7 protein-coding genes and 3 rRNA genes are annotated in these 13,089 nt (G+C 64.9%); 5 read left to right on the forward strand and 5 right to left on the reverse strand.

What is annotated here, in order from left to right:
• Positions 1 to 82 precede the first annotated feature (82 nt).
• Positions 83 to 1,432 carry a class II 3-deoxy-7-phosphoheptulonate synthase gene (locus ACQP1N_RS14970; RefSeq protein WP_067796736.1) on the reverse strand — a complete coding sequence of 450 codons (1,350 nt, stop codon included), beginning with the start codon at positions 1,430 to 1,432 and terminating at the stop codon, positions 83 to 85.
• 128 nt (positions 1,433 to 1,560) lie between these two features.
• A complete protein-coding gene (locus ACQP1N_RS14975; RefSeq protein ID WP_067796740.1) occupies positions 1,561 to 2,565 on the reverse strand; it encodes a sigma-70 family RNA polymerase sigma factor in 1,005 nt (334 codons plus the stop codon).
• A gap of 130 nt (positions 2,566 to 2,695) precedes the next feature.
• Between ACQP1N_RS14975 and trxA the strand changes: the two genes are divergently transcribed.
• Positions 2,696 to 3,049, forward strand: a complete 354-nt coding sequence (gene trxA, locus ACQP1N_RS14980) for a thioredoxin (protein WP_067796743.1) — start codon at positions 2,696 to 2,698, stop codon at positions 3,047 to 3,049.
• 109 nt (positions 3,050 to 3,158) lie between these two features.
• Positions 3,159 to 4,010, forward strand: a complete 852-nt coding sequence (locus tag ACQP1N_RS14985; RefSeq protein WP_242608744.1) for a putative RNA methyltransferase — start codon at positions 3,159 to 3,161, stop codon at positions 4,008 to 4,010.
• Here the strand turns inward: ACQP1N_RS14985 and ACQP1N_RS14990 are convergent.
• Positions 3,948 to 4,667, reverse strand: coding sequence for a hypothetical protein (locus ACQP1N_RS14990; RefSeq protein WP_433231956.1), 720 nt, complete (start codon positions 4,665 to 4,667; stop codon positions 3,948 to 3,950). The genes ACQP1N_RS14985 and ACQP1N_RS14990 overlap by 63 nt on opposite strands.
• A gap of 819 nt (positions 4,668 to 5,486) precedes the next feature.
• Between ACQP1N_RS14990 and ACQP1N_RS14995 the strand changes: the two genes are divergently transcribed.
• From ACQP1N_RS14995 to rrf, 3 genes are all read left to right on the forward strand, one after another.
• Positions 5,487 to 7,008 (forward strand): 16S ribosomal RNA (locus ACQP1N_RS14995).
• A 414-nt stretch (positions 7,009 to 7,422) separates the two neighbouring features.
• A 23S ribosomal RNA gene (locus ACQP1N_RS15000) occupies positions 7,423 to 10,533 on the forward strand.
• A gap of 164 nt (positions 10,534 to 10,697) precedes the next feature.
• Positions 10,698 to 10,814, forward strand: a 5S ribosomal RNA gene (gene rrf, locus ACQP1N_RS15005).
• Together the 16S, 23S and 5S rRNA genes form the textbook arrangement of a ribosomal RNA operon.
• A gap of 57 nt (positions 10,815 to 10,871) precedes the next feature.
• Here the strand turns inward: rrf and ACQP1N_RS15010 are convergent.
• Positions 10,872 to 11,366 carry a tetratricopeptide repeat protein gene (locus ACQP1N_RS15010; protein ID WP_433231958.1) on the reverse strand — a complete coding sequence of 165 codons (495 nt, stop codon included), beginning with the start codon at positions 11,364 to 11,366 and terminating at the stop codon, positions 10,872 to 10,874.
• A gap of 789 nt (positions 11,367 to 12,155) precedes the next feature.
• Positions 12,156 to 12,995: an IS5 family transposase gene (locus tag ACQP1N_RS15015; protein WP_433231960.1), complete on the reverse strand. Its 840-nt coding sequence runs from the start codon at positions 12,993 to 12,995 to the stop codon at positions 12,156 to 12,158.
• Between the last annotated feature and the right edge of the window lie 94 nt (positions 12,996 to 13,089).

The following is a 13,089-nucleotide window of genomic DNA, read 5'->3' on the forward strand; positions in this document are numbered from 1 at the left end:
CACAGGGATTCCGCCCTGGAACGTGCCGCCCCGGAAGACTTTCCGTTGGGGTGGCCCACCGGCCGGTGGGCCACCCCAACGTTCAGACGGACTTGCGGTACAGCTCGGCCACCATGAACGCCAGGTCCAGCGACTGGCCCCGGTTGAGCCGCGGGTCGCACGCCGTCTCGTACCGCTGGTGCAGGTCGGTCTCGGCGAGCCCTTCGCCGCCGCCGACGCACTCGGTGACGTCGTCACCGGTGAACTCGATGTGGATGCCGCCCGGGTGGGTCCCGAGCGCCCGGTGGACTTCGAAGAAGCCCGCCACCTCGTCCAGGACGTCGTCCAGACGCCGGGTCTTGTGCCCGCTGGGCGCCTCGAACGTGTTGCCGTGCATCGGGTCGCAGATCCACGCGACCGGTGCGCCGCTCTGGCGCACCTTCTCGATCAGCGGCGGCAGCGCGTCCCGGATCTTGCCCGCGCCCATCCGGGTGATGAAGGTGAGCCTGCCCGGCTCCTGGTCGGGGTTCAGCCGCTCGATCAGCGCCAGCGCCTCGTCGGCGGACGTCGTCGGGCCGAGCTTCACCCCGATCGGGTTGCGGATGTGCCGCAGGAACTCGACGTGCGCGCCGTCCAGCTGCCGGGTGCGCTCACCGATCCACAGGAAGTGCGCGGACACGTCGTACGGCAGGCCACTGAGGTGGTCGATGCGGGTCAGCGCCCGCTCGTACTCCAGCAGCAGCGCCTCGTGGCTGGAGTAGAACTCCACCCCGTGGAACTCGTCGGGGTTCGCCCCGCACGCCTTCATGAACGTCAGCGCCCGGTCGATCTCGGCCGCGAGCTGCTCGTAGCGGCGCCCCGCCGGGCTCTGCTGGACGAAGTCGCGGTTCCACGCGTGCACCTGCCGCAGGTCGGCGTACCCGCCCCTGGTGAACGCCCGGCACAGGTTCAGCGTCACCGCCGAGCAGTGGTAGGCCCTCAGCAGCCGGGTCGGGTCGTTGCGGCGGGATGCGGCGTCGAACGCGAACCCGTTGACCGCGTCGCCCCGGTAGGCGGGCAGTTCGACGCCGCCGCGCACCTCCACGGGCTTCGACCGCGGCTTGGCGAACTGGCCCGCCATCCGGCCGATCTTCACGACCGGGACGCTGGCGGCGTAGGTGAGCACGACCGCCATCTGCAGCAGCGTCTTCAGCTTGTTCTTCACCGCGTCGGCGGTCGACCCCTCGAACGTCTCGGCGCAGTCGCCGCCCTGCAGGACGAACGCCTCACCGCGCGCGACATCCGCGAGCTGTGCTTTCAGCTGGTCGCACTCGCCGGCGAAGACGAGCGGCGGCTGGGTCGCCAGTTCGGCGGCGACGGCCCGGACCTCATCCGGATCGTCCCATTCGGGCTGCTGGGGGGCGGGGAGGGCGCGCCAGGCGTCGAGGTCCCCGGTGACGGCGGATCTGCTCACGCTGAAAGGCTAAGGCACCGCCCGCCCGCGCCGGACGGTGAGCCCGGCCGCGCCCGGAAAAGGGCACGGGGCCGCGGACGCGGAAGCGGGCGGTCCCGGCGCACCGGAACCGCCCGCTTCCGCCGTGCTCAGGCCGCCCGGCTCGCGGCGGTCGCGGGCTCCTGCGCGGAGCCCGATCCGCCGGCCGGCGTCCTGCGGCCGCTCAGGTCCGTCTCGTTCGCCAGCTGCCGCAGCCGCCGCAGCGAACGGTCGGTGATCTGCCGCACCCGGTTGTGGCTCAGGCCGTACCGGGCGCCGATCTGCGCGTACGACAGCGGCTGACCGCTGTCCATCCCGAACCGGGCGCGCAGGATCGCCGACTCGCGCTCCGGAAGCCGGTCGAGCAGCCGTCCAAGGCCCTCGATGTCGTCCAGGGCGAGGATCTCCGCCTCCGGTGTGACGGCGTCCGGGTCCTCCAGCAGATCGCCCATCGACGTCTCGCCGGCGTCGTCGACGGTCGCGTCCAGGCTCGCCGGGTCGCGCCGCCAGCGCAGCAGCTCGTCCACATGGTCGGCATCGGCGCCCAACGCCCCGGCGAGCTCCTCCCGGTTCGGTTCCCGGCCGAGCTCACGGCCCAGCTGGCGTTCCGCGCGCCGCAGCCGCGAAAGTTCCTCCTCCACGTGGACCGGCAGCCGGATGGTGCGGGCCGTGTGACTGAGCCCGCGCCCGATCGCCTGCCTGATCCACCATGTCGCGTATGTGGAGAACTTGAAGCCGCGGCGGTAGTCGAACTTCTCCACCGCGCGCATCAACCCCAGGTTCCCCTCTTGAATCAGGTCGATGAGGGGCAACGAATCGGTCGGATACTTCCGGGCGATCGAGACCACGAGCCGCAGGTTGGCCTCGACGAAGCGCTGCTTCGCGCGCAGCCCCGCCGCGGCCAGCTCCTCCAGCTCCTCACGAGTCGCGCCCGCGGGCACCTTCCCCTCGTCGAGGAGCTGCTCGGCGTACAGGCCCCCTTCGATCGCCTTGGCCAGATCGACCTCCCCCTGCGCGTCGAGCAGGGGGGTGCGGCCGATCCGGTCGAGGTACGCACCGACAAGATCCTTGTCGGTGACATCGACCCTGTCGCCCTTTGTACGGGTTGCAGCCATCCTGACCCTTCTCCGGTGCGATCTCCCTAAGAGGACAACGCTAATTACCGCTCTGTGATTCCCGGGTGGGGAATACTGCGAGGCTGTCAGCCGCTCTATGTCCTGATACCCCGACAGAGGAGAAACCGACATGGCGACGGTCACACTGACCGCTGAGAACTTCGACGAGGTCGCCCAGGCCGACGGCATCGTGCTGGTCGACTTCTGGGCGGAGTGGTGCGGACCGTGCAAACGCTTCGCGCCCGTCTTCGAGAAATCCGCGGGCAGGCACAAGGACATCGTCTTCGGGAAGGTCGACACCGACGCGGAGCCCGAGCTGTCGGAGCGGTTCGGGATCAGGTCCATTCCCACGCTGATGGTGATCCGGGACGGCCTCATCGTCTTCGCCGAGCCGGGCGCGGTGCCCGAACCGGTGCTGGAGAACGTGATCGAACAGGTCCGCGCCCTCGACATGGAGGACGTCCGCCGGCGCGCGGAGACCTGACCGCCGGTCCCGCCGGGTTGCGCGGCCCCGGCGTCCAGCGGACGTGGGGGCGGTCAAAGGACGGCATGAGGGCAAAGAACCGAGTGGCGGCACCCGCCCCGCCCTCCCCATGGACGATGATGGACGGATGCTCGCCGATGTCGTCCCATACCTGGTGTGCCCCGTCTGCGGAGCCGACCTCGAACTGGCCGACCGCGGACTGCTCTGCCCCAGCGGGCATACCTTCGACATCGCGCGACAGGGCTATGCGAACCTTCTGCCCGGCAACGCCCGGCCGGGAACGGCCGACACACCGGAGATGGTCCGCGCGCGCGACCAGTTCCTCAGAGCGGGCTACTTCCAGGAACCTGCGGACAGGCTGGCACTGAGCGTCTCCCGCGCCGGTGCCGCGTTCGTCGTCGACGCGGGCGCCGGAACCGGGTACTACCTGGGCCGCATACTCGACCGGTCGCCCGGCGCGGTGGGTCTCGCGCTGGACATCTCCAAGCACGCGGCCCGCCGCGCGGCCAAGGCGCATCCGCGCGCGGGCGCCGTCGTCGCGGACCTATGGCGCCCGCTCCCGCTGCGAGACGGTGTCGCCGACACGGTCGTGAACGTCTTCGCGCCGCGCAACGCGGCGGAGTTCCACCGGGTGCTCCGCGACGACGGGCTCCTGTTCGTCATGACCCCCTCGCCCCGGCATCTCCGCACCCTCGTGGAGCCGCTCGGCCTCCTGTCGATCGACAGGCACAAGATCGAACGCATGGACGCCGCGCTCGCCGGCTACTTCAAGTTCGATTCGCGTCAGGAGATCGAGACGGAGGTCGTCCTGACCCACGACGAGGTGGCCACGCTCGTGGGGATGGGGCCCAGCGCGCACCATGTCCCGGCCGATCGGCTCCGGAAGCGCCTGCAGCGGCTACCGGACCCATTGTCGGCGCCGTTGTCCTTCGTCCTGTCGAGCTACAGGCGGCTTGAGTAGACGCGCGCCGACGCCCAAGGTGAGCTCCAAGAGCACCTGCGGCACTTCGCCCGGCTCCGCAAGGTCCTCCATGCCCGGCACGTCGCCCGTCTCGTACATGAACGACGTGACGACCGAACGGGCGATGCCGCACAGCAGAAGGCGCTGGAGGCCCTGCCCCGCGCGGAGCCACTCCGCGGGAGAGTCGCCACGGGTCGTGAGAACCGCGCGCCGGCCCTTCGCCCCCCGCTCTTCCGGAAGCGGGTAAAGCGTGGCCCCTTCGAGGCGCGCCGCCTCCCCCAGTTCGTTGAGGACGGGAGGAGCGGGCCGCATGCCCGACGGAGGACGGGCGGCGAGGAAGGGCTTCAAGGTCGCGGCGTAGAGGAGGCGCTCCTCGCGGGTCACTCTGTGGCGGCCGGCCAGACGTACAGAGGCGAGGACCGCCGGGCGTCCGGCGTCCGGAAGCAGCCGCACCACGGCCTCGTACCCGAGTTGGGCGGCGGCCAGGCGAAGGTTCACGAGCGCCGCGCCGCTACTGAGGTGCAGGCTCCGTCCAGCGGGATCGTGCACGGGCCGGAACCTGTCCGGGTCGGCGTGCACCTCGATCAGCCCGGGAACGACCTTGAACCGCCAGGCGTGCACGTCATGGATCGTCGGTCCCATCGTCGCGGCGACCACGAGACGCTCCGCGGAAGTGCGGATGGCGGCGGGCGCATTCACGAGGTGTCCTCCTGACCTCGGCCGAGTGTCGTGCCGGGAGCCAACGCCGCCCCTCGGCCTCGGATACCGCGAGACGAGCGGTCTGCGCACGGTATCTCACTGTGACCCACCGCACGTAGTGCGTGAAGGACGAGGTCAGCAGGGCCGATGGTGTGTTCGGATGACAAGATCGGCCCCATGCGCGGATGACGCGATTTGACGGTGCCTGCGGGGGACCCTAATGTCTCATCTGCCCCGAGGGGACGCGGGACGCCGCAAGGCGGCCGGCCCCGGGGAATCAGACCTCCGAAACGGTTCGAGCGTCGCTCGGACTGATGTAGGATGGCCTGACAGCCTAGAACGGGATGCAGGACGCCGCGAGGTGGCCGGCCCGCAGGGCACCTCCTACGAGATGGTCTTCGCCAGGTCTTCGGCCTGGGGGTGAGTCGTCGCGTGGGGGGCTGGGACGCCTCCGACCGTCAAAAAGATCTTCGCTGATCGGCTTGACAACGGGAGCGAACCGGGTAAGTTAGAAGGGTTGCCCCGGAGCCGGGGTCCGCGGGAGCGGGGTTCGGCGCGGTGGGTGTCCGTTTCTTGAGAACTCAACAGCGTGTTAAAAGCCAGTGCCTTTATCGGCTCGGCCTTTTTGGCCGGGTCGCCCCGTGGCCATCCTCCATTTGTGGGGGTGGTGGGGATTTCTTTGAGGCAATACACGGCCCCCTTGGGGGGTTGTGTGTGCTGGGATTTTCTTCAAGGTTTGGCCGGCCGGGGTTTGTTCCCTGGTGTGGTCGTTGGACCTTAATGGAGAGTTTGATCCTGGCTCAGGACGAACGCTGGCGGCGTGCTTAACACATGCAAGTCGAGCGGAAAGGCCCCTTCGGGGGTACTCGAGCGGCGAACGGGTGAGTAACACGTGAGCAACCTGCCCCTGACTCTGGGATAAGCCCGGGAAACTGGGTCTAATACCGGATATGACCACTCCGGGCATCTGGTGGTGGTGGAAAGTTTTTCGGTTGGGGATGGGCTCGCGGCCTATCAGCTTGTTGGTGGGGTGATGGCCTACCAAGGCGACGACGGGTAACCGGCCTGAGAGGGCGACCGGTCACACTGGGACTGAGACACGGCCCAGACTCCTACGGGAGGCAGCAGTGGGGAATATTGCGCAATGGGCGGAAGCCTGACGCAGCGACGCCGCGTGGGGGATGACGGCCTTCGGGTTGTAAACCTCTTTCAGCAGGGACGAAGCTAACGTGACGGTACCTGCAGAAGAAGCGCCGGCTAACTACGTGCCAGCAGCCGCGGTAATACGTAGGGCGCAAGCGTTGTCCGGAATTATTGGGCGTAAAGAGCTCGTAGGCGGTTTGTTGCGTCCGTCGTGAAAGCCCACGGCTTAACCGTGGGTCTGCGGTGGATACGGGCAGACTAGAGGCAGGTAGGGGAGAACGGAATTCCCGGTGTAGCGGTGAAATGCGCAGATATCGGGAGGAACACCGGTGGCGAAGGCGGTTCTCTGGGCCTGTACTGACGCTGAGGAGCGAAAGCGTGGGGAGCGAACAGGATTAGATACCCTGGTAGTCCACGCCGTAAACGTTGGGCGCTAGGTGTGGGGTCCTTCCACGGATTCCGCGCCGCAGCTAACGCATTAAGCGCCCCGCCTGGGGAGTACGGCCGCAAGGCTAAAACTCAAAGGAATTGACGGGGGCCCGCACAAGCGGCGGAGCATGTTGCTTAATTCGACGCAACGCGAAGAACCTTACCAAGGCTTGACATTGCCGGAAAACCATCAGAGATGGTGGGTCCTTTTTGGGCCGGTGACAGGTGGTGCATGGCTGTCGTCAGCTCGTGTCGTGAGATGTTGGGTTAAGTCCCGCAACGAGCGCAACCCTCGTTCCATGTTGCCAGCACGTAGTGGTGGGGACTCATGGGAGACCGCCGGGGTCAACTCGGAGGAAGGTGGGGATGACGTCAAGTCATCATGCCCCTTATGTCTTGGGCTGCAAACATGCTACAATGGCCGGTACAGAGGGCTGCGATACCGTGAGGTGGAGCGAATCCCTTAAAGCCGGTCTCAGTTCGGATCGAAGTCTGCAACTCGACTTCGTGAAGTCGGAGTCGCTAGTAATCGCAGATCAGCAACGCTGCGGTGAATACGTTCCCGGGCCTTGTACACACCGCCCGTCACGTCACGAAAGTCGGCAACACCCGAAGCCCGTGGCCCAACCACCTTGTGTGGGGGGAGCGGTCGAAGGTGGGGCCGGCGATTGGGACGAAGTCGTAACAAGGTAGCCGTACCGGAAGGTGCGGCTGGATCACCTCCTTTCTAAGGAGCATCAACTGGCTCAGGCGACCCCCTTTAGGGGTGTCTGGGTCGGTGGCCGCCGTTGACGGCGCACGTCCGTCAGGTGGCTGCTCATAGATGTGGAGCACTGGCTATTCAGTTTGCGGGCCGCGCGGCTCGGCAAGTACCGCCTTGACCTCTTGCGGGTCGGGGAGTGGGAACGACGAGCTCCGGGTGGTCGGCAGGCTGGGCACGCTGTTGGGTCCTGAGGGAACGGGCTTAAGCCCGGTGGCCTCGGACTGCGGGACCAGACACCGCACCTTTCCGTGATGGGGGGTGGGGTTCTGGTGGGCCCGGTTGTTTTTTGAGAACTGCACAGTGGACGCGAGCATCTCTGGCGAGAACGCGGTCTTTGGATCGTGTTCTTGTCTGCGATTTGTTTTGATCGTTTCGTGTGTTCAAGTTTTTAAGGGCATACGGTGGATGCCTTGGCATCAGGAGCCGATGAAGGACGTGGGAGCCTGCGATATGCCTCGGGGAGTCGGCAACCAGACTTTGATCCGGGGATTTCCGAATGGGGAAACCTGGCACCCGTCATGGGGTGTCGCCGCCTGCTGAATGTATAGGCAGGTTGGTGGGAACGCGGGGAAGTGAAACATCTCAGTACCCGCAGGAAGAGAAAACAATAGTGATTCCGTGAGTAGTGGTGAGCGAAAGCGGAGGAGCCTAAACCGTGCGCGTGTGATACCTGGTAGGGGTTGCGTGTGCGGGGTTGTGGGATCATCCGGTTGGATCTACCAGTCCAGCGAAGAGTTACAAAATGTTGTGATAGCCGAACGGTATGGGATGGCCGGCCGTAGACGGTGAGAGCCCGGTAGGTGAAATCATGACGTCTCTTGGGTGTGTTCCCGAGTAGCACGGGGCCCGTGAAATCCCGTGTGAATCTGCCACGACCACGTGGTAAGGCTGAATACTTCCTGATGACCGATAGCGGACCAGTACCGTGAGGGAAAGGTGAAAAGTGCCCCGGTGAGGGGTCGTGAAATAGTACCTGAAACCGTGTGCCTACAAGCCGTCAGAGCGTCCTCACTGCCTTCGGGTGGTGTTCGTGATGGCGTGCCTTTTGAAGAATGAGCCTGCGAGTTATGGTGTGTGGCGAGGTTAACCGGTGGCGGGTAGCCGTAGCGAAAGCGAGTCTGAATAGGGCGTTTTCAGTCGCATGCTGTAGACCCGAAGCGGGGTGATCTAGCCATGGGCAGGGTGAAGCGCCGGTAAGACGGTGTGGAGGCCCGAACCCACCAGGGTTGAAAACCTGGGGGATGACCTGTGGTTAGGGGTGAAAGGCCAATCAAACTCCGTGATAGCTGGTTCTCCCCGAAATGCATTTAGGTGCAGCGTCGCGTGTTTCTTGCCGGAGGTAGAGCTACTGGATGGCTGATGGGCCCTACAAGGTTACTGACGTCAGCCAAACTCCGAATGCCGGTAAGTGAGAGCGTGGCAGTGAGACTGCGGGGGATAAGCTTCGTAGTCGAGAGGGAAACAGCCCAGATCATCGGCTAAGGCCCCTAAGCGTGTGCTAAGTGGGAAAGGATGTGGAGTTGCCGTGACAACCAGGAGGTTGGCTTAGAAGCAGCCATCCTTGAAAGAGTGCGTAATAGCTCACTGGTCAAGTGATTCCGCGCCGACAATGTAGCGGGGCTCAAGCACACCGCCGAAGCCGTGGCATTGACATGTGATGTGTTGATGGGTAGGGGAGCGTCCTGCAGCCGGTGAAGCCGCCGAGTGATCGAGTGGTGGAGGCTGTGGGAGTGAGAATGCAGGCATGAGTAGCGAGTCACACGTGAGAAACGTGTGCGCCGAATGACCAAGGGTTCCTGGGGCAGGCTAATCCGCCCAGGGTAAGTCGGGACCTAAGGCGAGGCCGACAGGCGTAGTCGATGGACAACGGGTTGATATTCCCGTACCCGCTGGTATGCGCCAACGCTGAACCCTCTGATGCTAAGACCCCGAATCCCGGGTTGAGCCTTCGGGCTCGGTTCGGTGCTAGCGGTCGGCCCGAGGGGGTAGTAGGTGAGTGATGGGGTGACGCAGGAGGGTAGCTCAGCCCAGGCGATGGTTGTCCTGGGGTAAGCATGTAGCCCGGTGTGCAGGTAAATCCGTGCGCCGTTGAGGGTGAGATGTGATGCCGAGCCGTTTTAGGTGAAGTGAGTGATCCCATGCTGTCGAGAAAAGCCTCTAGCGAGTGTATCGGCGGCCCGTACCCTAAACCGACTCAGGTGGTCAGGTAGAGAATACCGAGGCGATCGGGTGAACTGTGGTTAAGGAACTCGGCAAATTGCCCCCGTAACTTTGGGAGAAGGGGGACCACGCCCGGTGAACGCCCTTGCGGTGGGAGCTGGGTGGGGTCGCAGAGGCCAGGGGGAAGCGACTGTTTACTAAAAACACAGGTCCGTGCGAAGTCGTAAGACGCGGTATACGGACTGACGCCTGCCCGGTGCCGGAACGTTAAGAGGACCGGTTAGATCCCTTTTGGGGGTCGAAGCTGAGAATCTAAGCGCCGGTAAACGGCGGTGGTAACTATAACCATCCTAAGGTAGCGAAATTCCTTGTCGGGTAAGTTCCGACCTGCACGAATGGCGTAACGACTTCCCCGCTGTCTCAACCACAGGCCCGGCGAAATTGCAGTACGAGTAAAGATGCTCGTTTCGCGCAGCAGGACGGAAAGACCCCGGGACCTTCACTATAGCTTGGCATTGGCGCTTGGAGCGTCTTGTGTAGGATAGGTGGGAGACTGTGAAGCCGGCACGCCAGTGCCGGTGGAGTCGCTGGTGAAATACCACTCTGGTCGTTTTGAGCGTCTAACCCGCACCCGTGGATCCGGGTGGGGGACAGTGCCTGGTGGGTAGTTTAACTGGGGCGGTTGCCTCCTAAAGTGTAACGGAGGCGCCCAAAGGTTCCCTCAGCCTGGTTGGCAATCAGGTGGCGAGTGCAAGGGCACAAGGGAGCTTGACTGTGAGACGGACGTGTCGAGCAGGTGCGAAAGCAGGGCCTAGTGATCCGGCACCTACGTGTGGAAGTGGTGTCGCTCAACGGCTAAAAGGTACCCCGGGGATAACAGGCTGATCTTCCCCAAGAGTCCATATCGACGGGATGGTTTGGCACCTCGATGTCGGCTCGTCGCATCCTGGGGCTGGAGTAGGTCCCAAGGGTTGGGCTGTTCGCCCATTAAAGCGGCACGCGAGCTGGGTTTAGAACGTCGCGAGACAGTTCGGTCCCTATCCGCTGCGCGCGTAGGAGAATTGTGAGGGTCTGTCCCTAGTACGAGAGGACCGGGACGGACGGACCTCTGGTGTGCCAGTTGTCCCGCCAGGGGCACGGCTGGTTGGCTACGTTCGGTCGGGATAACCGCTGAAAGCATCTAAGCGGGAAGCCTTCCTCAAGATGAGTTCTCCCACCCCCGTTGTGGGGTGTAAGGCCCCCGGTAGACGACCGGGTTGATAGGCCGGAGATGGAAGCGCGGTGACGTGTGGAGTCGACCGGTACTAATAGGCCGAGTGGCTTGAACACATGATCCGTTCAAACCAAATCGCCGCATGTGTTGCGTGTAGTTGTTCGCGTCCCTGTGTGGTTCCCGGAAAACAACCGGGTACCGCAGCAAAAAGTGAATACCGAGCCTGACGCTCGGACGAGTCTTCCCGCACCCCCGTTTGGTGGGGTGTTGGGGTTGGTCGTTCGGTGGTTTTGGCGAAGGGGAAACACCCGGTCCCATCCCGAACCCGGAAGTTAAGCCCTTCAGCGCCGATGGTACTGCATGGGAGACCGTGTGGGAGAGTAGGACACCGCCGGACTCATATTGTGGAAGGGCCCCGCCGTTACCGGCGGGGCCCTTCTCATTTCTGGGGTTTTCAGTTTTCCAGCAGCTTTTTCGCGTAGTTGGAGAGCGAACGGTTGTAGCGGGGCAGATGCCGTGACAGTGCTTCGAGTGCGAGCCCTGCAGCCTCCCGTTCGCGTCCGACATCGGTGAGCGCGAGCGCCAAGAATGCGGTGACGGCGTCGTCGAGGTCATCGGAGCCGGCATCTCGTTCCGCAGCAAGAAGGGCCACGCTCTCCTCGGCCTGGCCGAGGTTCCGGAGGGTACTGGCGAACTGGATTGTGGCCTGGCGGCGGCGAGGCCCGTCCAGCCCGGCGGCGAAAGCCCGCCGGTAGTGGAGTGCCGCCTCTTCCTCGTTGCCGATGGAGTCATGTGCGGAAGCCAACTCGTATTCGGCGACGGCGTTGCCAGGTGGGAGTTCGCCGGTCAGTTCCATGATCTTTTCAAGGAAGCCCGTGGGCGTGTGGTCGTCGAAAGCGGCCCAGAGATCGGCTATCCGCCGTTCCCAGCCCGGCCCCGGATGGATCATGGACCAAAGGATAAGGCCCCCGGGATGTGCGTATGCGGGGTGAGCTCGCGCAAGAGTTCAGCCGGTCCTCGGATGGTGGCCGATGTGTTCCAGAGGACTTCGTCCGGCGCCTGGTGCAGGCGCGCACTGGGACAGCACGGGGAGCTCCCGCAGGAGCACGCACAGCTCAATCCGTGCGGAGGAAGCGCCGAGACAGACATGCGAGCTGGCGCTGAAAGTCGGATGAGAGTCCGGTGCTGAGGGCCTCGACCCTCGGCCGGTATTGTCCGATCCGGCCCGGCGCGAAGGCATTGCCGACGAGGTCTCGATGAACGCGATGCTCAGGGCGGTCCCACGCTGGCAGCGTCGGGAACGTGGGCGCATACGGTGGAATTCCGTCAGCGGTGGTGCGTGTCCTGCTCTCGCAGCACGCGCAGGCATTCTGTGTGGCCGGTGACGAGGAGCTCCTCGTGCTTTCCGGGAGAATGTCCCGGCATGGGAAAGGTGTCTCGGACAATCCGAAGGCGTCACCTCGGTCCTCGGGACCGCTGAGACTTCACCACTCTCGGCAAAGGTCGGCGGCGACCCCGAGACTGTCTACCCGCAGGACGCCCAGGTGACGCCACGGACAGGCGATACCCGCGGGGACGCAACGCTCGTGCAACCTCCGCTGAGGCAAGATCGGATTGCTCGACAGCGGTCAGAGCCATGGTCGCGTCGGTGCCATCCCACACATTTTGCACCGGCGCGACCATCGTCTGGCTGTGTCTCAGAGGGCGTTTGATCCTGTGGATTCTGTTTGATTCCGGGTCAGGTTCCGCGCCGGGTGAGAGTGGCTTCGCCGGTGAGGCGGCGGCTCATCAGGTCGATCGCGGCTATGTGGATCATGGCTTGGGAGCTGCTCGGCAGGGTCTCGTGGTCACGGGCGAGGCGGCGGTGGAGCATGAGCCAGCCGAGGGTGCGCTCGGCAACCCGGCGGCGTGGCAGTGGGGTGAAGCCGCGGGTCCTGGGATCGCGTTGGACGATCTGCATGTCGATGCCGCGGGTGGCTGCGTGTTCGACCAGGTGCTGGCGGTGGCCGCCATCCACCCGGGTCTTGCGGACGCTGGGATGGTGGGTGGCGATCTGATCGATCAGGGTGGTGCCGGCGGCCGAGTCCTGGACGGAGGCGGCGGTGACCAGGACTGTCAGCAGGAGTCCGAGGGTGTCGACCACGATGCTGCGTTTGCGGCCGACGATCTTCTTGGCGGCGTCGATGCCCTGGTCGGAGGCCGGGACGTTGCTGGAGGTCTTGATGCTCTGGGTGTCGATCACGCCGCCCGAGGGCTCGGCGGCGCGGCCCTTGTGCATGCGCACCGGGCGGTGCAACAGCCCGGAGATCCGCGGGAAGATCTCATCGTCGCGCCGGAGGCGGAAGTGGCCGTGCACCGTCTGCCGGGGCGGGTGGTCGTGGGGCGGGTGGCGCCAGGGGATGCCGGTGCGATCGACATAGAGGATCGTGTCCATGATGGTGCGCAGGTCATGTTCGGGTGGACGGCCGATGTCCAGGACCCCGGCGCGGCGCCGGTCGCGCCGGGCGGTCAGGATCGGTTCGATGAGCTCCCAGCGGGCGTCGGACGGGTCGCTGGGGTAGCGGAGGCGTTCGGTCATGGTACGGGCGTAATGCCGGGTGGATGCCGTGGGCCACGGGCGCGGCCGTCAGGTCGTACAGGTCAGACCGCCGTGGCCATCCGCAAAACCAGAC

Source organism: Actinomadura formosensis (assembly GCF_050948385.1).
GTDB classification, from domain to species: domain Bacteria; phylum Actinomycetota; class Actinomycetes; order Streptosporangiales; family Streptosporangiaceae; genus Spirillospora; species Spirillospora formosensis.